The sequence below is a fragment of the Marinobacter bohaiensis genome, assembly GCF_003258515.1.
In the GTDB taxonomy this organism is placed as follows: Bacteria; Pseudomonadota; Gammaproteobacteria; order Pseudomonadales; family Oleiphilaceae; genus Marinobacter_A; species Marinobacter_A bohaiensis.
Genome location: NZ_QGEH01000001.1, coordinates 1,222,636 through 1,243,690, shown reverse-complemented (window position 1 = coordinate 1,243,690; position 21,055 = coordinate 1,222,636). Strand labels below are relative to the sequence as shown.

The following is a 21,055-nucleotide window of genomic DNA, read 5'->3' as shown; positions in this document are numbered from 1 at the left end:
ATTTGTGACCGGCGTTACCCGGTATACCGGCAAGCGCACGGCCCATGCGCACCTCTTCCGCCGGCCGGCTCCAGCCGTGTTAAACTGAAAGGGCAAGCCATCATGGGACTTTCACTTCGGTGAGGGAGGTCAACGCCATGATCAGTCAAAAACTCCGGCAGTATCTCGACAGCAACGCTGTCACCTACCAGACCGCATTGCACGAACCCACCGTCGACGCTTCACGGACCGCCCAGGCGGCGCACGTCCGGGGTCGCGAATTCGCCAAGACCGTGGTCGTCAAGTCCAACGGACGCCTGTTCATGACGGTCCTGCCGTCCACCGACCGGGTCCACCTGGACGAACTGCGCCGTTCCATGGGCTCCCAGGACGTGGAGCTGGCCGACGAAGACGACATCCGCCAGGCGTTTCCGGACTGCGAGCTCGGTGCAATGCCGCCTTTCGGCAACCTCTACAACATGGACGTGTTCGTCAGCGAGCACCTGCGTGAGGACGATCGTATCTCCTTCAACGCCGGCAGCCATGACGAGGTCATGCAGATGCGTTATCAGGACTACGACCGGCTGGTGCAGCCGCAGGTCCTGCACTTCTGATCCGTCCCCCATGGCGGGCCGGCACCTGCAACGCCGGCCCGCCCATAACAGGTCATTTTTTGGCCACCCTCCGGATCGCTTCTATACTGAAAAGCCAACCGATGCCGGAAGCGGCGCCCGGTTGTGGGCACGTGGGAGTATTGCGATGGTCCAGCGGCTACAACGGAGTGGCGGTACAAGCCTGCTGTTGACACCCAATCGTTCTCTCAGCTGGCGCGGCAATCTGCGGGTCTGGTTCGCACTGCTCGTGGTCTCGGTGCTGATCGCCGGGGGCATGGCCTGGGCCGGCGCGTGGCTGATCCTGCCGTTCGCCGGCCTTGAGTTGAGCGCCCTGGCCTGGGCCATCTACACCACCTGTCGCGAGTGCCAGCGTTGCGAGGTGCTGTCGATCGATGCCGATACCCTGTGCCTGGAACGAGGGCGGCAACGCAAGCTGGCCGAGTGGCAGCTGCCACGCCGGGACACCCGGATTCACCTGGTGGCGGCGCGGCATCCCTGGACTCCACCGCGGCTTTTCCTGATGCACCGGGAACTGGAAATCGGCCTGGCGCCGTTTCTCAACATGGACGACACCCACGCCCTGGTGGGCCTGCTGGAACGGCAGGGCATCCGCGTCGAGCAACGCCAGGCGGATGAGGGGTTCCGGTTCTGAAGAAGCCGGCTGTGGCCACCGTTGATGGCGGCTCAACGCCCATGTTGGTGACAGTGATCCAATGGATTGGAGATTGCGTATCACATAACTGCAACCAAATTTCGGGATACTGGCCCTTGAATTCGGATGGAATGCCCCCATCTTGGAGAAGGACCAAGGGTATAAGCAGTCCCGTCAGTATGGATTCCTGATCATTCTGAACCTGATTTTTTAGCTGCGGCAAAAACTCACGGAAGAGGGAAGACGTCATGGAAGGATACACCGCGGAAGGACCGCAACCCGACTCAACCGAGTGCCCGCACCGTGATCACACGGACAGCGCACCGGTCCTGATCGGCGGCTTTGTCACTCTCTCGTCACTCGCCATCCTGATCCTGGTCAACCTGGAATCGGTATGGCCGGAACTGACGCAGTCCACGGGTATCGAACTACCCTACGAACACAAGCTCTGGCTACTGCCGATGTGCGTTACCTACGCCCTGGCCGGGCTGTTCTGGACAATGAGCCGCTGGAACCCACACCCCCACTAAGGAGGTCATTTGGATACCGTACAATCGAGTATCGAACTGAAAACCGGCAACGGTCTGTGGATCGCCAAGCACGACGGTCCCCATACCGCGCAACTGATCGACCTGTTTGGCAGCGACGAACTGCCCACCGCGTTCGAAAGCTCCACCCCGCGCGAGAAAGTCATCGCCTGCCTGCGCAAGCGTAATCCGGGTTTCCGGATTGGCTAAGCACGCCTTCCCCGAACCGGGCGCCTGAGCGCACCGGTCAGCGCACGTCATCGCGCCGGAGAACGGGTCAACCGATCCAGGCGCAGGCGTTCGCGCTCATCGAACAGTCGCCGACTGCCCCAGGACACGGCCATCACCGTGCCAAACCCGGACCCGATGTTGATCGCGAACATCACCAGGATCTGATACTTCACCGCCACACCCGGCGAGCTGCCCGCCAGGATCTGGCCGGTCATCATGCCCGGCAGGGCCACAATCCCCGCCGCCGCCATGGCATTGATCGACGGGATCATGCCGCTGCGCATGGCATCGCGCCGGATATCGCCGATCGCCTCGCGCCAGGTCTGGCCCAGCATCAGGCGCGCCTCGATCACCGCCCGCTGCCGCCAGACCGATTCGGTCAGCCGCTCCAGGCACAGCGACACGCCGGTCATGGCGTTGCCCAGGATCATGCCCAGTAGGGGGATGGCGTACTGGGGCGCGTACCAGGGATCGGGACCGATCACCACCGTAAGGACAAACACCGTCACCGCAAAGGACGACACGAACATGGCGCCAGTGCCCAGACCAAACGCCCACCACCCGGTGAGCCGCCGGTTCTGACGGGCCGTGACTTCGCGCCCGGCCACCAGCAGCATGACCATCGCCATGAGCAGCACCCAGACCGGGCTCGATGTGGAGAACAGCGCCTCCAGCACGACCCCGATCAGCGCCAGCTGCACGACGGTACGGCTTGCGGCGATCACCAGGCTGCGGGTCATGCCCAGGCGCCCCAGATGGGTGAACAGGGCCAGCAGCAGGACCATGCTCGCCGCCAGGGCCAGCTTCCACCAGGCCAGATCGATCACGCCCATGACACCACCTCCAGTCCATGATCCGTGACGCGGACATGTCGGTCGGCAACGCGCTCAATCTGGGCGGGGTCGTGGGCAACCCACAAGGCGCAGAGGCGTCGCTGGTGAATGCAGCGGCGCAGCCAGTCTTCCGTGGCAAGGGTGCGTTCGGGGTCCAGGTTGCTGGTGGGTTCGTCCAACAGGATCGCCGACGGCCCGCTGACCAGCGCCCGCAGCAGGGCCAGCCGCTGGCGCTCGCCGGACGACAGGCGGCTGACGGACCAGCCCGTCACCGCGCCGTCAAACCCGAGGGCGTGCAGGTCCGCCTCGGGCAGGTCGTCCGGGAAGTGGGCGCCCACCTGATCGAACCACCACTGACTCTCGGCCGGGACCATCATCACCCGGCGGCGCCACTCGTGGGCCGCCAGCGAACCCTGTGAGCGGCCGTCGTGGCTGACCTGGCCGCCATGGGCCTCCAGGTCCGCTACCGCCCGTAACAGGCGACTCTTGCCCGAGCCGGACGGGCCGGACAGACACACCACTTCACCGGGCCGGACGTCCAGGTGGACGTCAGACAGGGAACCGACCGAGAGCGCCTGAATCGACAGGATGCCGGGAGACTGCGACATGGATGAAAGCACGCCTTCTGCTGAACGACAGCCGGGAGTGTAACCGACAATGGCGACCGTCGCCGCCCGAGCGCCGGACCCCAGCGGTCATCCCTGAATGCCGGGAACGGAACAGCCGCCCGCAGCGCCCTTCAGGTCGCCTTGGCCGCCGCCACCGGACGCGTGTTCCAGGACGACCAGGAATACAGCAGCAGCGCCGCCCAGATGATGGCAAAGCTCACCAGTTGCGTCGTACTGAGCGGCTCGTTGAACACGAACAGGGCGATGAGGAACTGCAGGCTCGGGTTGATGTACATCAGGAAGCCGACGGTCGCCAGCTTCAGGCGCCGCGCGGCGCCTGCAAACGCCAGCAGCGGCAGCGCGGTCACCACACCGCTGGCCATCAGCAGGGCGGTGGCACGTGCGCCGTCACCGAAGTGGGACAGTCCCTGGGACGATAACCAGCCCAGGGCCATCAAACCCACCGGCAACAGCAACAGGGTTTCCACGAACAGTCCCGACAGACCGTCCAGCTCCACCTGTTTGCGCAGCAGACCGTAGGTGCCAAACGTGCCCGCCAGCACCAGCGTGATCCAGGGCAGGCTCCCCAGCACCACCAACTGCACCAGAATGCCGATGGCGGTCAGGATCACCGCGGCCATCTGCAAACGCACCATGCGCTCGCGCAGCACCAGCATCCCCAGGCCCACGTTCACCAGCGGCGTCATGAAATAGCCGAGGCTGGCCTGCAGCACGTGGTGGGTTTCCACCGCGTAGATGTAGATCCCCCAGTTGGTGGCGATCAGTACCGCGCAGGCCAGCACCCGCCACAACTGGCGCGGGTTGCGGAAGGCGTCGCGCACCGGCGTCCAGCGCCGCAGCAGCGCGATCACCAGAGCCAGGAACACACTCGACCAGATAATCCGGTGGAACAGCACCTCGTACGCCGGCACCCCTTCGAACAGCGCGAAGAACAGGGGGAAGCATCCCCACATGGTGTACGCGCCCACCCCGAACAGGACGCCCTTGGTGATTTCCCCGGTGTTATCCGCCGACATAGGTTTCCCGCTAACGAAAAAGGAAACAAGCTAACACAACGGCGATGCCAATGAACGGGACAGATGGGCGACGCCCCACCCATACAGTTACTTGCATTTTTGTCCTATCCGGATCGCTTCGATGTAGCAAAAAAATCTATTGCCGACGTCGCCCTCACCGATACTGAAAAGAGATCGTGACTGTTTGCCCTTCGCCATCCTGATAGGGACATCGACCGGTGATCCTGGAAACCCCGCCACAACGGCACTACGACTTCGCCATCATCGGCAGCGGCCCGGCCGGCATCACCACGGCCCTGGCCCTGGGGCAGGCGTCCGGGCGGCGTATTGCCCTGATCGAGAGCGGCGGGCTGACCGCGTCTGCGACCGCCCAGGATCTGGCCCGCGTCGAACTGCACGGCGATCTGAGCGACGGCTACTTCCCGATGCACACCCAGCGCTGTTTCGGCGGCAGCTCCACCATCTGGGGCGGCTTCTGCGCCGTGCTGGAGGAACGCGCCTTCCTGGCGGGTGAATGGCCGATTCCCTTCGCCACGCTCAGCCGCTGGTACCCGGACGCCGCCGCCATCCTGGAATTGCCGGCCAATGCCAGCCACCGGGCGTCGGTCGCAATCCCGGACAGCGACACGCTGGTCTACAAACCCTTCTTCCTGAGCCCGCCCGTGCGCTTCAACCGGAAGTTCCACGAGCCCATCGCCAACCACACCGGCATTGATCTGGTTCTAAACGCAACCTGCACCCGGCTGCTGCATCGTCGCGGCCACGCCACGGCGCTTGAACTGCGCAGCACCTCCGCTCCGGAAACCCCGGCCATGCGGCTGACCGCCGACCGCTTCATCCTGGCCTGCGGCGGTATCGGTAATCCGCGGCTGCTGCAGCTGTCCGGGCTGGGAGACGATCTGCCGGTGGGTGTGGGGCTGATGGATCACCCGCACCTTTACGCCGTGGCGCACATGTATCTGGACTGGCCGCGCCTGCAGCCGGTTATCGACGAAGGCGAACGCGTGGTGCACGCCCTGCAGCTGGCGGATGACTACTGCGTCGAGCAGGGCCTGATCTCGCTCAGCGCCGATTTCAACCGCGTTCAGGTCACCTCCGAGCCCCTGCTGGGGCGGCGTCGCGAGGCGCTCCTGACCCCCGTCAGCCTGCGTGCCGAATTGCCGCCCCACCCTTTCAACCGGGTATCGGACAGCGACCAGCACAACGCCCTGGGGCAGCCACGGCCCCGGGTCGATTTCCATTTCGCCTTCGATGAGCTGGCCCGGACCACCTGGAAACACTTTGCCCGGGCCCTGCTGCACTCTGGCCTGGGACGCCCCTCCCTGCTGGCACCCACGTTCAGGGTTCACGGCGGGGGCCACCTGATGGGCACCACCCGGATGGGGCTTTCACCGGACACCTCGGTGGTGGATCGTCATTGCCGGGTCCACACCACCGACAACGTCTACGTTGCAGGGTCGTCGGTGTTCCCCGCCGGCGGCGCGTCCAACCCCACCTTCACCATCGTCGCGCTGGCGCTGCGGCTGGCGGACCACCTGCTGGGAGGCATCCAGCATGGATAGGCGAACGTTTTTACGTGGGCTGGCCGGGCTGGTGGCCTGGAGCTGGCTGGGCCGGGTCGATGCCGACGGGCTGGACGGCAGCACGATGTCGAATGCGCTCTCGCAGGAGTTGGCCGCGCTTTCCGAACACCACTTCGGCGGCTATGCCAGTCAGTGCTCGGCCGACACCCTACGGGCGCAGCTGGCCCGGGCAGGCGTGATCTCCGCCGACGGTATCGACCGCCAACGCCTGGCGATGCTGGCGCGCGAGGAGCCACTGCGCGTCTACCAGGGGTTCTACTACGCGCCGACCGAACTCGACCTCTACGCCCTGGCCTACCTGACCCACCGCCCGCCGCTGGGCTACTGAGACCGGCCCTTGCCGCCGCGGCCCATGGCGAGCACGGCCAGCAGGGCCGAGCCCACCATCAGCAACAGCGCCACGGCATTGAGCACCGGCGTCGAACCTTCCCGCAGCCGATTGAACAGGGCGACGGTCAGCGGCGTGTCGCTGCCGGTCAACATCACGGTGGTATTGAAGTTCTCGAAGGACATCAGGAACGCCATGGCGGCCGCGCCGAGGATCGACGGCATCAGCCACGGCAGGGTAACGGTGAACCAGGCCACCACGGGCGTTGCCCCGAGATTGAGCGCCGCCTCTTCCAACTGACGATCGAACTTGCGCAGCCGCGCCGCGATCACCAGGGTGCACAGGGTGGTGATAAACGCCACCTGGCCGGCGATCACCAGCGGCAGCCCCGGTCGAAACACGTCCAGCTCGATGCCCCACTGCTGCGAGGCCTGATTCGCCATGCCGCTGTAGAACACCAGGATCGACACACCGAGAATCACACCAGGGATCACCAGCGGCAGCAGCATCACCAGATACAGCAGCTCCTTGCCGCGAAATTCCAGCCGCTCGAACAGGATGGCGTTGGCGCAGCCGATCGCTACGCACAACAGCGTCACCCAGAACGCCACCACCACGCTGACCCACAGCGCCGACAGCAGCCCGTCGTCGTGGAACAGGCCGGTGCGCCCGTCGCTGCCGTCGGCGAAGAACCAGTCCAGGGTGAAGCCTTGCCAGGGCAGCGAGGGAAAAGGCGCGTCATTGAAGGCAAACACCGCCGTCACCAGCAGCGGCAGCGCCAGATACAGGAAGAACACCACCAGGTACGCCAGATACAGGCGATCAAACCAGGCCGAACGCGGAACCGATCGCAGCATGACTTACCCCATCACCCCATCACCTTGCGCAGATTCTGCCCGGTCACCCGCAGGCCGGCCCAGACGATCACCGAGGACAACACCAGCAGCAACACGCCCAGCGCCGCGCCCTGTTCCCAGTTAAAGCGGGTGATGAACTGGGTGAAGATCTGCTCGGTGAACCAGGCACTGTCCTTGCCGCCCATCAGGATCGGCGTCAGGTAGCTGCCCAGGGTCAGCATGAACACCACAATGCAGCCGGAGACCACGCCAGGCATGGCCCAGGGCAGGATGATCTCGCGCAGCACGGTCCAGTGGTTGCCGCCCAGGTCGTAGCCGGCCTCGACGATGTGCTCGTCCATGCCGTCGAGCGTGGTCACCAGCGGCACCACCATGAACAGCAGGCCGTTGTAGACCAGGCCGACGATGACTGCGGCGTCGTTGTAGAGCATCTCCACCGGCCCGTCCGCCAGCCCCACGGCCTGCAGGATCGCACTGAACAGGCCGCTTTCGCGCAGCAGGATCATCCAGCCGTAGGTGCGCACCAGTTCACTGGCCCAGAACGGGATCAGGCAGGCCAGGAACAAGACCCCTTTCGACCGCCCACGCGCCAGCCGGGCGATGTACCAGGCGATGGGAAAGGCGATCACCAGGGTCAGGAAGGTGGTGAACAGGGACATCACGCCGGTGCGCACAAACGTGCGCCAGTAGTAGGACTCGGAGAAGAAGTTGCCGTACTGCTCCAGGCCGAAAGCCACCGTGTCCCAGGTCTCGCGAACGTGGAACGACACCCGCAGCATCTGCAGGTGCGGCAGGACCACCAGCAGCACGATCCACAGCACGAACGGCGCCATCAGCAGGCACAGGGAGAGCTTGCCGGCGGAAGGTCTCATGCGGCGAACACCGTGGCCCGTTGCGGGTCCCAGGACAGATTCAGGGACGCATCCGCCGCGAGCTGGCCCACCGAGCCGTCCTGGGGCAGGCGCGCGAACAGCGTATGCCCCGCCGCGCTGGCCTCGACCCGGCTGTTAGCGCCGTCGAACAGCGTGGTGATGACCCGGCCGCGCAGCTGCGAGACGCCCTCCGGGGACAGCATCAGCGACTCCGGTCGTACAAACAGGTCCGCCGTAGCGCCAGCTTCCAGGGCATCACCGGCGATCCGTCCACACACTTCCGAGCCGTCCGCCAGCCGCAGGTACGCCAGCTCGCCCTCCCGCCGCGACACTTCACCGCGCAGGCGGTTGTTGTCGCCGACGAAGCCGGCCACAAATGGGGTGGCGGGCTCGCGGTACAGGGTTTCCGGCGCGGCCACCTGTTCAAACCGGCCCTGGCGCATCACGGCGACGCGGTCGGACATGACCATGGCTTCGGACTGGTCGTGGGTGATGTAAACGAAGGTGGTGCCGAAGGCTTTCTGCAGGTGCTTGAGTTCCACCTTCATCTGCTCGCGCAGCTTGAGGTCCAGCGCGCCCAGGGGCTCGTCCAGCAACAGCAGCGTGGGTTCCAGCACCAGGCAGCGGGCCAGGGCCACGCGCTGGCGCTGGCCGCCGCTCAACTGTGCCGGCTGGCGGTCCGCCAGATCCGGCAGGCCGACCTGCTCCAGCACCCGGGCGATGCGCTGACGACGCTCCGCCGCCGGCACCTTGCGCCGCTTCAGGCCGTAGCCGATGTTGTCCCCCACGGTCATGGTGGGGAACAGCGCCAGGTGCTGGAACACCATATTCACCGGCCGGCGATTGGGCGGCACCTCGTTCATGCGCTCGCCGCGAATGCGGATTTCCCCCGCATCGGGCCGGTCGAAACCGGCCAGCATGCGCAGCAGCGTGGTCTTGCCACAGCCGGACGGCCCGAGGATGGAGAAAAACGAACCGGCCGGGACGTCCAGGGACACCCGGTCGACCGCCGCGTGACTGCCGAAGCGACGGACGAGCTGGTCGCAGAACAGGTCCGGGGTGGCGTCACCCCCGCTCAATTGGCGGCCTGTACGCGGTCGAGCACCTGCCCTTCCATCGACTCCAGACCCGGCGGCACCGGCGGGTACCACTTGATGTTGTTCAGGGCGTCCTCGTCGAAGCTCTGGCGGTAGGCGTCGCGCAGATCGGCCTTGACGAACTCGTCGGCGCCCTTGGAGGCGGTGAAGTTGCCCGACTGGTTGGTAATCTTCGCGGCGATCTCCGGCTGCATGACGAAGTTGATCCACTTGTAGGCGGCGTCCACGTTCTCGCTGCGACGCGGCAGGGCGAACGTATCGATCCAGCCCAGGGCGCCGGACTCGGGCGCCACGAAGCGGATCGACGGGTCCTCGGCGTGCAGCTTCCAGCCGCCGGCGTCCCAGGCCATGGCCGCGGTCACCTCGCCGGTGCGGATCAGGGACAGCAGCTGGTCGCCACCGGTCCAGTAGGTTTTCACGTTGGGCTTGCAGTCGATCAGCTTGTCCTCGACCTTGGCCATGATCGACTCATACTGGTCGGGATCGTTATAGGCCGCGAACGGATCTTCGCCCAGGGCAAACGCAAAGCCGATCAGCGTGGGACGTTTGAGACGGTAGCTCACTTTGCCTGCCACCGCGTCGCTGCACAGGTCCGTGTAATCGGTCACCTGGTCGGCAACCGCGTCGTTGACGATCAGGCCGCTGGTGCCCCACACCGCCGGCACACCGTACTGTTGGCCGTTCAGCGACGTGGACTCTTGCGTGGCCTTGAGCATGGAGGGCTGGATCTGGGCGGCGTCGATGCGGCTCACGTCGATGGGCTGGTAAACGTTGAACTGACGCTGCACCCCGATGATGCGGTCCTGGCTGGGCTGGGCCAGATCGAAGCCGGCGCCGCCGGTGGCCCGCAGCTTGGAGATCATGTCTTCGTTGTTGGACAGGGTCACCTGCACGTCGATGCCGGTTTCTTCCTCGAACTGCGCCACCACGTCATCGGGCGCGTAGCCGCCCCAGGTGATCAGCCGCAGTTCCTCGGCACTCGCGTGGGTCGAGAACAGCGCGGTTACGAGCGCCGTGGCGATGCCGGTTCGGGTCAGGGATGTCCAGTGCTTGCCTTCCATGCTGCTTCCTCGCGTCTGCCATTCAATCGGCCCCGGCAGGACACAACAACCGGGGATTCATTGGGTTACCAGAACGGTATAGACCAGATATGACACTTTGGTGAAATCTGCAGCAGGAAACGGGCCATTCGGATGGCCGGGGTCATTTGGATCAATGAGCAGAAAAGCGCGGATACCCCAAGCCCATGTAGCGGATGCTTTAGCTTCCGAGCAGGCCGCAGGCCTGCCCGATAGACCCATCAAGGGCCCTGGCGGCCCCTCCGAAACTGAAGTTTCGGCTACATTCCACTCGCGGTAACCGCCAGAGCTCACCGATACCCGGCACCCATGTAGCGGACGCTTCAGCTTCCGAGCAGACCGCAGGGCTGCCCGATACGCGAAACCAGCGCCCTGGCAGGCCCCTCCGAAACTGAAGTTTCGGCTACATTCCACTCGCGGTAACCGCCAGAGTTCACCGATACCCGGCACCCATGTAGCGGACGCTTCAGCTTCCGAGCAGACCGCAGGGCTGCCCGATACGCGAAACCAGGGCCCTGGCAGGCCCCTCCGAAACTGAAGTTTCGGCTACATTCTCGGTGCGCGCCCGCCGCGACAGCCGCCTAGAAGAAGTGCAGCGCCACAAACACCGCCAGCAGCGAGAACGGCATGCTCAGCAGGATCACGGCGGCAATGTCGTCCTTGGGACCGTCGTAGTGGGTGGCCAGGATGTAGCTGATCACCGCCACCGGCATGCTGGCCTGGATCAGCAGGGTATGGGCGACTATAGACGGCAGCGGCAGCACGGCGATCACGGCGGCCGCCGCACCCATACCCAGCACGACCCGGCCGATGGAGAGGCCCACGATGCGCCCCACCTGCCCCATCTCCTTGAGGTTGATGGTCGACAGCGAACGACCCAGAAGCAGCAGCATCACCGGAATGGTCATACCGGCCAGCATGTCGAGCGTGCGCGTGACCGTCTCCGGCGCCTGCAGGCCCGTGGCGATCCAGATCAGCCCGAGGATCAGCGCGATGATCGAGGCATTCGACAGGATCGCCTTGAGCGAGAAGCGTCCCGACAACAGCCACACACCCAGGGTGAAATGGCTGATCTGGACCACGGTGGAGATCACCACCGCGTGCACCAGCGCCTCCTCGCCCAACAAGGAGAACACCAACGGAATCCCCAGGTTGCCTGTGTTGGGATTCACCAGCATCGACAGGTAGCCGCGCACTTCGAGCCCGGCCAGTTTCAGGGCAATGGCACCGACCACGGCGGACAGTGCCAGCACCGCGAGGATGGCGGTGAAGGTGTCGGACACCGACCACACCGGCGTGTCCATGCCCAGCAGCGCCTTGAGGATCAGCGCCGGCAGGCCGATCAACGTCACCAGCTTCGACAGGTTGGGGGAATCCAGCAGCGTCGTTTTGATCCCCAGGAACAGCCCGAGCCCGGCACAGAACACCACGGGGAACAACGCATTCAGGTAAGCCGACAGCACTCTCCACTCCTCCAGGCGATAACACGGCCGGCCATTGTAGCGTCCCGGAGGGACTTTCGCAGCGTGATCAATGAGGTAGCACAAATCGCAGGGGAACGTGCTGACGAACCAGAATAGTGCGCCAAAGACACCGACTGGCCGCCGGACACCCCGGCAACGCATCCGCCCCCAGATCGCAACCGAATGAATCCATTCATGTTTTCACATGAATCCGGAAACGGGCACGGCAGTTGCTCTGAATCCAGTGCCGGCACCACGCCGGCCTGGCAAACATACCGGAGCTCTCGGGCTCTCCCGGACAACGACGTCCGCAACCACCGGCACACCCGGTGCGCTGCCGGCGTCGTTTTTTTATGCCCGAAGGTTTTATGCCCGACGACAAGAAAGCCGTCCACGCGAGGCGGCCCGACAGCGATTCAACACGTGATCACTGAGTGAGGTAGCTACCATGTCCTATCTGGTTCCTTCGGAATTCGTCACCAAGATGGTGGACGCCGGCGAATCCAAGATCTACATGTCCACCCGCGACACCCTGATCCGCGCCTACATGGCCGGTGCCATCCTGGCCCTGGCGGCGGTCTTTGCGGTCACGGTCGCGGTGCAGACCGGCGTCTTCCTGATCGGCGCCATACTGTTCCCCATCGGCTTCTGCATGCTCTACCTGATGGGCTTCGACCTGCTGACCGGGGTCTTCATGCTCACGCCCCTGGCGTTGCTGGACAAGCGCCCGGGCGTTACCGTCGGCCAGATCCTGCGTAACTGGGGCTGGGTGTTCCTGGGCAACTTTGCCGGCGCCCTGACCGTCGCCTTCATGATGGCGTTCATCTTCACCTACGGCTTCAACGCCGATCCCGGCCCGGTGGGCCAGAAGATCGCCGGCATCGGCGAGTCCCGGACCCTGGGCTACGCCGAGTACGGCGCCGCCGGCTGGATCACCATTTTCATCCGCGGCATGCTGTGCAACTGGATGGTGTCCATGGGCGTGGTCGGTGCGATGGTCTCCACCAACGTGACCGGCAAGGTGTTGGCCATGTGGATGCCCATCATGCTGTTCTTCTTCATGGGCTTCGAGCACTCGGTGGTGAACATGTTCCTGTTCCCGTCCGCGATGATCATGGGCGGCGGCTTCTCCGTGGCCGACTACTTCATCTGGAACGAGATCCCCACGGCGCTGGGCAACCTGGTGGGCGGCCTCGCCTTCACCGGCCTGACCCTGTACACCACCCACGTGCGCACCGCGCCCAAGCGTAAGATCGACACGCATCCGTCTACCGAGCGGGCGACCGCCTGAGCGGCTTGCCGTCCCGGAACACCTCCGCCTCAGCGGCGGGGGTGTCCGCTTTGGATATGGAAAACCGACTGACCATTGCCCTCGGCCAGCACACCGACCGCGGGCACAAACCGTCCAACCAGGACTTCCACGGCTGCCACAACCCGACCGGTTCGATGCGGGATCTCAAGGGCATTGCCCTGGCCATGGCGGATGGCATCAGCAGCAGCGATGTCAGCCACATCGCCAGCGAAACCGCCGTGCGCGCCTTTCTGGACGACTATTACTGCACCTCCGACGCATGGTCCGTGCGCCACGCCATGGAGCGGGTGCTGACCGCCACCAACGGCTGGCTGCACTCCCAGAGCCAGCGGGGCGATGGCCGTTTCGACAAGAACCGCGGCTACGTCTGCACCCTCAGCGCGCTGGTGTTCAAGGCCGACCGGGCGCACCTGATCCACGCGGGCGACACCCGCATCTACCGTCTGAACGAAGCCGGGCTGGAACAGCTGACCCACGACCATCGCCTCTGGGTCTCGCCCGAAGAGAACTACCTGAGCCGGGCGCTGGGCATCGACGAGACGGTCGAACTCGATTACCGGTCCGTCGCCATCCGGCCGGGCGACCTGTTTATCCTGGCCACCGACGGCGTCTACGAACACGCCGACACCGCCTTCATTCTCCATTGCTGCCAGGAATATGCCAACGATCTGGACGAAGCCGCGAGGCGCATCATCGACCACGCCCTCGACAACGGCAGCACCGACAACCTGACCCTGCAGATCGCGCGGGTGGATTCCCTCCCCCGGGCCACCACGCCCGATTTCCACGCCACCATCGCCGACCTGCCCCTGCCGCCAGTCCTGGAAGACCGAGCGAACTTCGACGGCTACACCATCCTGCGCGAACTGCACGCCACCAGCCGCAGCCACGTCTATCTGGCGGAAGATCAGGACAGCGGCGGGCGGGTGGTACTCAAGCTGCCGTCCATCGACCTGCAACAGGACGAGGACTACCTGGAGCGGCTGCTGATGGAGGAGTGGATTGCCCGCCGCGTCCACAGCACGCACGTCATGAAAGCCGGCCCACAGACGCGCCAGCGCCAGTACCTCTACACGGTCACGGAATACATTGAGGGACAGACCCTGAAGCAGTGGCTGGCCGACAACCCGCAGCCGGATCTGGAAACCGTGCGCGGCCTGGTCGAGCAGATCAGCAAGGGCCTGTACGCCCTGCACCGAATGGAAATCCTGCACCAGGACCTGAAGCCGGACAACGTGATGATCGACACCCACGGCACCGTGCGCCTGATCGATCTGGGCGCCGCCCGGGTGGCCGGCATCGAGGAAGCGCGCACCAACCACGATCCCCTCGCCCTGCCCGGCACCGCGCTGTATATGGCGCCGGAGTATTTCATGGGCGAAGTGGGCACCGCGCGGTCGGATCTCTACTCCCTGGCCGTGCTCACCTATCATCTGCTGTCCGGCCGTTTTCCCTACGGCCCGGATGTGGCCAAAGCCAAAACCGCCGCCGCCCAGCGCACCCTGAAGTACCGCTCGGTGCTGGACGATGAACGCCCGATTCCCGCCTGGATCGACGAAACCCTGAAAAAGGCCCTGCACCCCAACCCGGACAAACGCTTCCAGGAACTCTCCGAGTTCACCTACGACTTGCGGCACCCCAATAAGGCGTACCTCAACAAGACGCGGCCACCGCTACTGGAGCGCAATCCGGTGGCGGTTTGGCAGGGGGTTTCGGCGGTTTTGGCGGCGGCGGTGGTTTATTTGTTGGTGCGGTAGGGTTTCTTAAATGTTGAGAACAACACCCGCCGCAGAGGCGCTATGGAGTGTTCACTGCAGCTTGGGAAGTCCATAACCAACTACAACTACTTGTTAGAGGTCATCATGCACTACAACCCCACTTGGAACCTTTGAGTTAAACTCATCTGTCCAAGGGATAGTGAGATTCTGTCCGGGCACCATTTTAAGTGAAATCTTCGCGTATTTAGACCGGGAGAGCTTGCTTGAAATAGCGTGAACTACCGGATTCCTAAATCTGTCGGCTGCACTATTTTGGAAGGCAATGGATTCAATGTCGTGCCAAGGAATTTGCAGGCAAGGGTGCCCCGGCCTAAACAAAAAGAAAACTTTTAACACTAACCCAGATTCAAACACTCCGACTTTTACCATGTTGTTGTAACCAACGTTGCCAATCCGACCACTACCCGTATGAAACTTGTTTTTGGCCCCCAACGGCCCACCTGTGAATCTGTAGCGTCTCGCTAGCGCCGCCCAACCGCTCTGTCTGCTCATGTGGTAAATCGCAAAAATCCAGCCCACCACAAACACGACAAAAAAGAGCCAGGACGAAAGAAAAGCCTCTAGCCCTTCCTGAAATACTGATACATAGGCCGCCATAGCCGGCGGCAGGGGACCTACAATGCTTCCGTAAAGAATTCCCACGAAAAAAGCAGAAAAGGCTATGCCCCATGCAACGTTTATGAACTTTAAAGCAGCTTTCATGAAAGCTTGATTCATCCTCTAACGCCGCCAACACGCGCAGCTTTGTAGTGAAGGCGGAGCCGCAACGAAAAAGCTGTCGCTGTGATTGGCCTGGTTAAATGCGAACTGGATCAAGGCGAAAACCTCATTCTATTTGTGCCCTCAAATTTCGCCCTCAATTCATCAATTACATCTGGCGGAGCTTCCTCTCCGTCCTCCGGGCCAACCCACAAGCGGCTGTTATCTCCAAACGGCTCCCAAACGATGAACCGTTTGCCAGAAAATGAAAAACGCACATGAACTTCATCAGCTGAGAACCATCCGCGCCTGCCAGTAACCTCGCCCCCCTTGATTCGGCGAACGTACTTTGCAATACCACCTGACGAAAGGAACGAATTCGCAATCTCGAACCCGGTGAGATGCCCTTCATCGTTATTTATCAAGAACGTTCTCATAAGCATTTAACGCCAAGCGAAGCGGCGGCCCGTCAGGGGCGTCCGCCTTACGCGCCTTGTTACGTGACTATGCCCTGCCATACAGAACATCATTCCGGTGTTCCCAAAACTCATAAAGGTCAGAACGAGTTTGTATGATCAGTTCGAAGATTTTTTGAAGAGACTCTTCAGTAAACTGGACATACTCTTGCTGCATTCCCTTCTTCGACATTCGAAGACGAACGTAGGTGAATCCGTCCTCATCTGTGCTTTCCCAATTAGCATGGACGACTAAATTTCGTAGCCGTGCACACTCTCTGAGATCCACTAAAAGCTTATCGTACCCTTTGAGACGACTGGACATACCGATTTGAAAGTCGTCGCAAAATCTCTTCAGCAGATCGACTTTAGAGGAATAGTTCATTTTGTTAAGGACGATAAGTCCAGTCGCATCGGTTCGGTCTGTGAAGTTCTCACAAAGAACCGAATCCAGAGTGCTCTCCAGCGAATTGAAGTACATCACGATCATTCCGATATAAGGCAGGGCGTTGTCTAAATATTCTTCTGCCTTATCCTCATCCTCAATTTCATGGAAGAGGTGCTGAATGAACTGCTTCAACTTGGTCTTCATTCGCGTGTCAGCTCCCTCTACACGTAACGCCATGCGAAGCGGCCGATTTGGAGGCGCAACCGCGCCGGAAAAGCGGTCCGCTTGCGCTACTGGTTAAAAATTCCCAAGTTCATCCTTGGCTTTCTGATCGAGGCGTCCATCAAGTTCCGAGTTACCAGCCACTTGGGCAACCATGTGAACGCTCAAAAAAGCTAGCGCTGTAGCATGTTTAATCACCAGGACAATATCCTGATCATCATACTGTGGCGACTGGACATTACCTGTGAAACGCCGGCTCAGCTGTTGGTAGCCGCTATGAGTGAAGCCATTCAGGTCTTTCCAAGTAGCGCTCTTTGCCCTCGACAAGACCCCTGATTGAAAGTCCTCATTCCTTTCAACATCTTCAATCAGAAGATCCATTTTTTTCATCCGTAACGTATCTTTTTGGTACTTTTCGAGTTCCTTCTCCGAGGCACACAAATATAGCCATGCGCCTCTGATGTATGACTCGAATACGCAACGTGCCAAGGCAAAGGCAGAGCCTGTCAGTCTCAGATTAATCAGCTGCACGATAGCCTTATAATGCTCCAGAGCCATGTCAAAACACGCACAAGCAAGCAAGTTCCTCTGAGTATTTGGATACTTTATGGAACTAAGTTCTTGATCGAACCAGTCCTGAATACCCTTTGATCGTTTTAACGCTGGAGCTACATCCATATTTTTAACGCCGGTCGTAATGGGCGGCAACGAAGCGCAGCGTAGTTGGCGTCCCGTTGACCACTTGGTTAACTGCCGGGCTCTCGGTCCCGTAACAGCTTAATGAGTAACTCTTTTTGAGGGTTACCTTTAAAACCCTGAAAGCTCCAGGCAAACGCAATACCGGCACCGATAGCTCCGAGATAGAACATTGGGTGAGCTTCAATCTGCTCCACAACCGCATGCTGACCTGATGCAAGAAAGAAAAGGTAGGCGCCCACGGAGATCGAAATCAGAAAAATGCCCATAGCCAGAAAAAACCACCTAAGGCGTTGGGTTGTCTGTACTTGCCTCTCCAATACCTCGGCCAGTTTTCTTTCTCTATCTGACAGCTTCATAAGCAGTTAACGCCCGGCTCACGCGCCGGTTTGGAGCCGCAAAGCGGCGGAAAATCGGTCGCGGTGCAGCCGATTGTTAAAACTCTTTGCCGCCGGTGTCTATCACCATGATTCTCTTAGGGTAACCGCCCAGCTCTGATGTATAGAGATCGCTAGGTAGGTCTTCGATAATTCCCGTTTCTTGAAAGTAGGTCAAATGACTCGGTAGACGCTCGTATTTCTTGTAACTACCGTCCTCTGGCAAAAATCCATTAGGGTGCTGAGCCAATTTAGGGTTCAAAACACCTGGACATAAAAGACACTGCCAAGGCTTTGCGGAAGAGTCCTTATGCAGGTCTTTGAATGACTTTGGTTTTCTAGGCTTGTGAGCCTGTTTCACTATTCGAAGTGGAACAATCGTGCATCCCATTTGTTCGAGCTCTGGCGGATAGGTGCAATGCCAGTGACCTTTAAGCTGTGCATGATCAATAGCATTATAGAAACAATACAAAGGGATCGCTCCGGTCGATTGGGCAAAATCCTCTAATACTTCGATCTGGAATTTAGTGGCGCCCTTATGTTTATGCCTGAGCCGTTCGTACTTTCCAGATTCCAAATACATTCTCTTCGCTTGAACAGCATATCGGTCCCATCCGCTTAGATTGCAACCAATCCAAAATTCCCAGTCGAAGCCTTTCTCTTTTTCTTCATGTTTTGTCGGCTTATCCACACGGAAAAAATATAGGCCTTCTCTCTTTATTTCGAGAAGATTTATATCAGTTAGCGTCTCCTCAGATTGAACACAGTCTAATTCATGACCATGAAGCATCCGATAAAAGGTGTCCTTTGCGAGTCTTCGGAGAAGGTTGAAGCTCTCCTGATATTGAGTCATGACTTCCCTTGAGTTTTAACAGTGATTAGACCGCGTTCCGCAATATCGAATAATCGTGCGTTCTCGATAATGTCGCCCTACGGGCGGTCTCGGCACGGTCGTTAATTCCATTTAAACAACACTTTAGCGTCTCGTCGCCGTTAGCGCCATGTCTTCGTTTGGCTTCTTCATTTTGTCATTTCAATATAACTGTATAAAAAACAGTATCGCGGACAGGAAAGCCGGGGCAGGTTTAATTTAGGGGTTGGTGATCCGCAAAACGGGTCTGTGCCGGTTTCCCGAGGGGCGGCGGGCTCTTAGTCATAACTCTCAGTACGCACCTCAAACCCCAGTTCCCGACAACGCGGCGCCAGCGCATCGATCATGCCGGAGTGACCGCACAGGTACACCAGCGTGTCCTCCGGCTGCAGCCCCGCTTCCCGGATGTAGTCTTCCACCAGCGTATCCACCCGACCCGTGCAGCCGGACCAACCCGCATTACGCGCCTCGTCCGGGCGACTGACGGTGGCCAGGTAACACACTTGGTTCGGATGGGCGGTGGCCAGCTCGGTCAGTTCGTCGGCGTAGCCGAATTCGTCCTGATAGCTGGCGCCCTGCAGGACGTGGAAGCGGTGTCCGGGACCGGTCTGCTGGAACGCGGCGCGCAGGATGCTGATGAAGGGATTCACACCGGTGACGGTGGAGATCATGAGGTGATTGGTGAAGCGGCTGTCGAAGCGCAGTCCGCCCTTGGGCTGGCCCAACTCGACCGGCTGGCCGACCGTCAGGTTCCGCAACTGCTCCGACATGCGCCCGCCCGGGACCAATTCCACGAAGAATTCCAGCTGCGGTTCGTGGGGCGCGGAGACGATGGAGAAGCTGCGTCGGACGTCGCCCACGCCGACCTTGACCGACTGGCCGGGTTCGAAGCGGAAATCCGCCGGGCGCGGTACGATAAAGCGCACCAGATCGTCGGCCACGGTGACGATCTCGCTGACGGTCGGACGAGTCGGGTCTTCTGCTGCTGGTGATGGGGTTCCGTTTGCCCCAGGTTCGGGTTCGGCGGCGTCGGTTCCGGCCTCGCCGTGGTCGGCGGGGATCTCTGGCACCACGCCGCCCATCTGGCGCCCGGCCCATTCCAGCAACCGGGACGACTGCGCCCAGCGGCGTTGGTGAATGCGGGACAGCATCGACCGCAGTCCCGCATCCCCGCTGTTCCGGCGTGACTGATCCAGGCTGTCCAGGTCCTCCAGCGTGGCCTGGGCGAGCTGTCGGGCCCGGCGGATGTCGGACGGGCTCGCCATGGCGGCTTACTTCTTCTTCGACAGGGAGCAGATGGCGCCGGGCTCCTCCACCCGCAGCACCAGGCTCTCGCTGGCGAACATCTGGTGATGGATGCCGTCGTTGCTGGAGTAGCCGGTCATCAGGTCCTGGCCGACGATGATGCGGCCGGCGCGCGGGTCGACCAGCACCCCGCCCTCGATTTCGGCCTTGAACACACCCACTTCGCAGAGGCGCTTGAGATGCTCCAGCTGCAGCATGTCGGTGCCTTCGTAGCGCCGGAACAGCAGGTTGTACCAACGCGGCGACAGGGCCAGGGCGTAGGGGCCGTGGAAGCCCTTGTCGTCCAGGTGGTTGACCGCCGCCAGCACGTCGTTGAGCGCTTCCTCGATCTTGCTCCAGTCGGCACACTTGACCTCATTGCGGCCCTGCGCGGTCATCAGGCCTTCCAGACCGAAATCAGGCTGGCCGTAGTAGATGAACTCCTCTTCGCGCCGGGCCACGGCTTCGGCGGCGTCTTCCACCGAACGCAGGTCCAGCGGCTGCCCCATGGACTGGAAGCCTTCCAGGCGCCGCACGCTGAGGTCGAAACTCTTGCGCAGCATGGGAATCGCCACCGCGCGACTAAGCACGGCGCCGGCTTCATCGGGTGCCGGCTGACGGCAGTAGCCCTCCTCGCCCACTTCGATGGCGGTCAGGCCCACACCGTAGGGTCCGTCGACGTCCAGGAAGCGGCGGCCGGTGAGGATTTCCCGTGCGGCGGTAACGGCCACCTGATCGATCTGCTCCCAGATCTCCTGGGAGAAAGACGCGTTGCCCCGATTCAGGTAATTCATGACGACGCCCCCTTCATGGTACCAATGGTGAACGCGTTGAGCGTGCCCCCGGAATCGTCCGCCCTGGCATCGCTGAGGTCCTTGTCGCTTTCCTCGGCCTCCAGGATGGGCTTGTCGGAGAACAGGTAGATGGACATCTGCTGGGCGAAGTCCGGGTGGTTGCGCCGCAGCCATTCCAGCACCATGCAGGCGTGCTCGATTTCTTCGCGCATGTTGTGCAGCAACAGTCCTCTCAGTTCCTCATTGCTGCTGGCATCCGCGCGCTGCTGATACCAGTCGACCGCTTCCAGTTCCTCCTGCACGGACACCAGGGCCCGGTGCATCTCCTTGGTCTGCTCCGATAACAGCTCCTCGGATTCATGAAAGCTCTCACTTGCACCCGCCATCGCAATCTCCAGAGTCGAATGAATTGAAACGCA

Annotated in this window: 24 protein-coding genes; 8 read left to right on the top strand and 16 right to left on the bottom strand. The window is 61.6% G+C overall.

Annotated features, from left to right (window positions below; all coding sequences use genetic code 11):
• The first annotated feature begins 137 nt into the window (after positions 1 to 137).
• The 4 genes from DKK67_RS05525 to DKK67_RS05510 all read left to right on the top strand — a co-directional run bounded on the left by DKK67_RS05525 (position 138) and on the right by DKK67_RS05510 (position 1,982).
• Positions 138 to 593 (top strand): aminoacyl-tRNA deacylase, encoded by a 456-nt coding sequence (locus tag DKK67_RS05525; protein ID WP_111495183.1) that lies wholly within the window; start codon positions 138 to 140, stop codon positions 591 to 593.
• 145 nt (positions 594 to 738) lie between these two features.
• Positions 739 to 1,245, top strand: coding sequence for a DUF2244 domain-containing protein (locus DKK67_RS05520; RefSeq protein WP_111495181.1), 507 nt, complete (start codon positions 739 to 741; stop codon positions 1,243 to 1,245).
• A gap of 248 nt (positions 1,246 to 1,493) precedes the next feature.
• Positions 1,494 to 1,775: a hypothetical protein gene (locus DKK67_RS05515; protein WP_111495179.1), complete on the top strand. Its 282-nt coding sequence runs from the start codon at positions 1,494 to 1,496 to the stop codon at positions 1,773 to 1,775.
• A gap of 9 nt (positions 1,776 to 1,784) precedes the next feature.
• Positions 1,785 to 1,982 (top strand): hypothetical protein, encoded by a 198-nt coding sequence (locus DKK67_RS05510; RefSeq protein WP_111495177.1) that lies wholly within the window; start codon positions 1,785 to 1,787, stop codon positions 1,980 to 1,982.
• Positions 1,983 to 2,029: 47 nt separating this feature from the next.
• On the opposite strand, the gene DKK67_RS05505 is transcribed toward DKK67_RS05510, so the two are convergent.
• The 3 genes from DKK67_RS05505 to rarD all read right to left on the bottom strand — a co-directional run bounded on the left by DKK67_RS05505 (position 2,030) and on the right by rarD (position 4,481).
• Entirely contained in the window at positions 2,030 to 2,836 is an 807-nt protein-coding gene (locus DKK67_RS05505) for an ABC transporter permease (protein WP_111495175.1), read from the bottom strand.
• Positions 2,827 to 3,444, bottom strand: a complete 618-nt coding sequence (locus DKK67_RS05500) for an ABC transporter ATP-binding protein (protein WP_111495173.1) — start codon at positions 3,442 to 3,444, stop codon at positions 2,827 to 2,829. Before DKK67_RS05500 ends, DKK67_RS05505 begins: the two co-directional genes overlap by 10 nt.
• Positions 3,445 to 3,575: 131 nt before the next feature.
• Positions 3,576 to 4,481 carry an EamA family transporter RarD gene (rarD, locus tag DKK67_RS05495; protein WP_111495171.1) on the bottom strand — a complete coding sequence of 302 codons (906 nt, stop codon included), beginning with the start codon at positions 4,479 to 4,481 and terminating at the stop codon, positions 3,576 to 3,578.
• Between the two features lie 218 nt (positions 4,482 to 4,699).
• On the opposite strand from rarD, the gene DKK67_RS05490 reads away from it, so the two are divergent.
• Positions 4,700 to 6,043 (top strand): GMC oxidoreductase, encoded by a 1,344-nt coding sequence (locus tag DKK67_RS05490; RefSeq protein ID WP_111495169.1) that lies wholly within the window; start codon positions 4,700 to 4,702, stop codon positions 6,041 to 6,043.
• On the top strand, positions 6,036 to 6,392 hold the full coding sequence (locus DKK67_RS05485; RefSeq protein ID WP_162628758.1) for a hypothetical protein: 357 nt from the start codon (positions 6,036 to 6,038) through the stop codon (positions 6,390 to 6,392). The genes DKK67_RS05490 and DKK67_RS05485 overlap by 8 nt, the downstream gene beginning before the upstream one ends.
• On the opposite strand, the gene DKK67_RS05480 is transcribed toward DKK67_RS05485, so the two are convergent.
• The 5 genes from DKK67_RS05480 to DKK67_RS05460 all read right to left on the bottom strand — a co-directional run bounded on the left by DKK67_RS05480 (position 6,386) and on the right by DKK67_RS05460 (position 11,760).
• A complete protein-coding gene (locus tag DKK67_RS05480; protein ID WP_111495165.1) occupies positions 6,386 to 7,249 on the bottom strand; it encodes an ABC transporter permease in 864 nt (287 codons plus the stop codon). The two genes, DKK67_RS05485 and DKK67_RS05480, sit on opposite strands and share 7 nt — an antisense overlap.
• An 11-nt stretch (positions 7,250 to 7,260) precedes the next feature.
• Positions 7,261 to 8,121, bottom strand: coding sequence for an ABC transporter permease (locus DKK67_RS05475; RefSeq protein WP_111495163.1), 861 nt, complete (start codon positions 8,119 to 8,121; stop codon positions 7,261 to 7,263).
• The gene (locus tag DKK67_RS05470; protein ID WP_204355734.1) at positions 8,118 to 9,200 is read right to left on the bottom strand and encodes an ABC transporter ATP-binding protein; all 1,083 of its coding nucleotides are present in this window, start codon (positions 9,198 to 9,200) and stop codon (positions 8,118 to 8,120) included. Before DKK67_RS05470 ends, DKK67_RS05475 begins: the two co-directional genes overlap by 4 nt.
• On the bottom strand, positions 9,197 to 10,279 hold the full coding sequence (locus DKK67_RS05465) for an extracellular solute-binding protein (RefSeq protein WP_111495161.1): 1,083 nt from the start codon (positions 10,277 to 10,279) through the stop codon (positions 9,197 to 9,199). The genes DKK67_RS05470 and DKK67_RS05465 overlap by 4 nt, the downstream gene beginning before the upstream one ends.
• 599 nt (positions 10,280 to 10,878) lie before the next feature.
• Positions 10,879 to 11,760, bottom strand: coding sequence for an AEC family transporter (locus tag DKK67_RS05460; protein ID WP_111495159.1), 882 nt, complete (start codon positions 11,758 to 11,760; stop codon positions 10,879 to 10,881).
• Positions 11,761 to 12,208: 448 nt separating this feature from the next.
• Between DKK67_RS05460 and DKK67_RS05455 the strand changes: the two genes are divergently transcribed.
• Positions 12,209 to 13,051 (top strand): formate/nitrite transporter family protein, encoded by an 843-nt coding sequence (locus DKK67_RS05455; protein ID WP_111495157.1) that lies wholly within the window; start codon positions 12,209 to 12,211, stop codon positions 13,049 to 13,051.
• A 56-nt stretch (positions 13,052 to 13,107) separates the two neighbouring features.
• Positions 13,108 to 14,829 carry a bifunctional protein-serine/threonine kinase/phosphatase gene (locus DKK67_RS05450; protein ID WP_111496775.1) on the top strand — a complete coding sequence of 574 codons (1,722 nt, stop codon included), beginning with the start codon at positions 13,108 to 13,110 and terminating at the stop codon, positions 14,827 to 14,829.
• Positions 14,830 to 14,922: 93 nt separating this feature from the next.
• Here DKK67_RS05450 and DKK67_RS05445 read toward each other — a convergent pair whose 3' ends face one another.
• From DKK67_RS05445 to DKK67_RS05415, 8 genes are all read right to left on the bottom strand, one after another.
• Complete coding sequence (locus DKK67_RS05445) at positions 14,923 to 15,552, bottom strand: hypothetical protein (RefSeq protein ID WP_162628757.1); 630 nt, start codon at positions 15,550 to 15,552, stop codon at positions 14,923 to 14,925.
• A gap of 501 nt (positions 15,553 to 16,053) precedes the next feature.
• Positions 16,054 to 16,596 (bottom strand): hypothetical protein, encoded by a 543-nt coding sequence (locus DKK67_RS05440; RefSeq protein WP_111495153.1) that lies wholly within the window; start codon positions 16,594 to 16,596, stop codon positions 16,054 to 16,056.
• A 93-nt stretch (positions 16,597 to 16,689) separates the two neighbouring features.
• The gene (locus tag DKK67_RS05435; RefSeq protein ID WP_162628756.1) at positions 16,690 to 17,292 is read right to left on the bottom strand and encodes a DUF6988 family protein; all 603 of its coding nucleotides are present in this window, start codon (positions 17,290 to 17,292) and stop codon (positions 16,690 to 16,692) included.
• Positions 17,293 to 17,360: 68 nt separating this feature from the next.
• Positions 17,361 to 17,669 (bottom strand): hypothetical protein, encoded by a 309-nt coding sequence (locus DKK67_RS05430; RefSeq protein WP_111495149.1) that lies wholly within the window; start codon positions 17,667 to 17,669, stop codon positions 17,361 to 17,363.
• Between the two features lie 76 nt (positions 17,670 to 17,745).
• Entirely contained in the window at positions 17,746 to 18,540 is a 795-nt protein-coding gene (locus DKK67_RS21545; RefSeq protein ID WP_162628755.1) for a DUF6615 family protein, read from the bottom strand.
• A 296-nt stretch (positions 18,541 to 18,836) separates the two neighbouring features.
• Entirely contained in the window at positions 18,837 to 19,823 is a 987-nt protein-coding gene (locus DKK67_RS05425) for an FAD-binding oxidoreductase (protein WP_111495147.1), read from the bottom strand.
• A gap of 6 nt (positions 19,824 to 19,829) precedes the next feature.
• The gene (locus DKK67_RS05420; protein WP_111495145.1) at positions 19,830 to 20,636 is read right to left on the bottom strand and encodes a family 1 encapsulin nanocompartment shell protein; all 807 of its coding nucleotides are present in this window, start codon (positions 20,634 to 20,636) and stop codon (positions 19,830 to 19,832) included.
• Positions 20,633 to 21,022 (bottom strand): encapsulin-associated ferritin-like protein, encoded by a 390-nt coding sequence (locus DKK67_RS05415; protein WP_111495143.1) that lies wholly within the window; start codon positions 21,020 to 21,022, stop codon positions 20,633 to 20,635. Before DKK67_RS05415 ends, DKK67_RS05420 begins: the two co-directional genes overlap by 4 nt.
• Positions 21,023 to 21,055 lie beyond the last annotated feature (33 nt).

Coding starts and splice junctions, on each gene's coding strand:
- DKK67_RS05525 (WP_111495183.1), top strand. CDS start 138: ATGATCAGTCAAAAACTCCGGCAGTATCTCGACAGCAACGCTGTCACC.
- DKK67_RS05520 (WP_111495181.1), top strand. CDS start 739: ATGGTCCAGCGGCTACAACGGAGTGGCGGTACAAGCCTGCTGTTGACA.
- DKK67_RS05515 (WP_111495179.1), top strand. CDS start 1,494: ATGGAAGGATACACCGCGGAAGGACCGCAACCCGACTCAACCGAGTGC.
- DKK67_RS05505 (WP_111495175.1), bottom strand. CDS start 2,836: ATGGGCGTGATCGATCTGGCCTGGTGGAAGCTGGCCCTGGCGGCGAGC.
- DKK67_RS05500 (WP_111495173.1), bottom strand. CDS start 3,444: ATGTCGCAGTCTCCCGGCATCCTGTCGATTCAGGCGCTCTCGGTCGGT.
- rarD (WP_111495171.1), bottom strand. CDS start 4,481: ATGTCGGCGGATAACACCGGGGAAATCACCAAGGGCGTCCTGTTCGGG.
- DKK67_RS05485 (WP_162628758.1), top strand. CDS start 6,036: ATGGATAGGCGAACGTTTTTACGTGGGCTGGCCGGGCTGGTGGCCTGG.
- DKK67_RS05480 (WP_111495165.1), bottom strand. CDS start 7,249: ATGCTGCGATCGGTTCCGCGTTCGGCCTGGTTTGATCGCCTGTATCTG.
- DKK67_RS05475 (WP_111495163.1), bottom strand. CDS start 8,121: ATGAGACCTTCCGCCGGCAAGCTCTCCCTGTGCCTGCTGATGGCGCCG.
- DKK67_RS05465 (WP_111495161.1), bottom strand. CDS start 10,279: ATGGAAGGCAAGCACTGGACATCCCTGACCCGAACCGGCATCGCCACG.
- DKK67_RS05455 (WP_111495157.1), top strand. CDS start 12,209: ATGTCCTATCTGGTTCCTTCGGAATTCGTCACCAAGATGGTGGACGCC.
- DKK67_RS05450 (WP_111496775.1), top strand. CDS start 13,108: ATGGAAAACCGACTGACCATTGCCCTCGGCCAGCACACCGACCGCGGG.
- DKK67_RS05445 (WP_162628757.1), bottom strand. CDS start 15,552: ATGAAAGCTGCTTTAAAGTTCATAAACGTTGCATGGGGCATAGCCTTT.
- DKK67_RS05440 (WP_111495153.1), bottom strand. CDS start 16,596: ATGAAGACCAAGTTGAAGCAGTTCATTCAGCACCTCTTCCATGAAATT.
- DKK67_RS05435 (WP_162628756.1), bottom strand. CDS start 17,292: ATGGATGTAGCTCCAGCGTTAAAACGATCAAAGGGTATTCAGGACTGG.
- DKK67_RS05430 (WP_111495149.1), bottom strand. CDS start 17,669: ATGAAGCTGTCAGATAGAGAAAGAAAACTGGCCGAGGTATTGGAGAGG.
- DKK67_RS21545 (WP_162628755.1), bottom strand. CDS start 18,540: ATGACTCAATATCAGGAGAGCTTCAACCTTCTCCGAAGACTCGCAAAG.
- DKK67_RS05425 (WP_111495147.1), bottom strand. CDS start 19,823: ATGGCGAGCCCGTCCGACATCCGCCGGGCCCGACAGCTCGCCCAGGCC.
- DKK67_RS05420 (WP_111495145.1), bottom strand. CDS start 20,636: ATGAATTACCTGAATCGGGGCAACGCGTCTTTCTCCCAGGAGATCTGG.
- DKK67_RS05415 (WP_111495143.1), bottom strand. CDS start 21,022: ATGGCGGGTGCAAGTGAGAGCTTTCATGAATCCGAGGAGCTGTTATCG.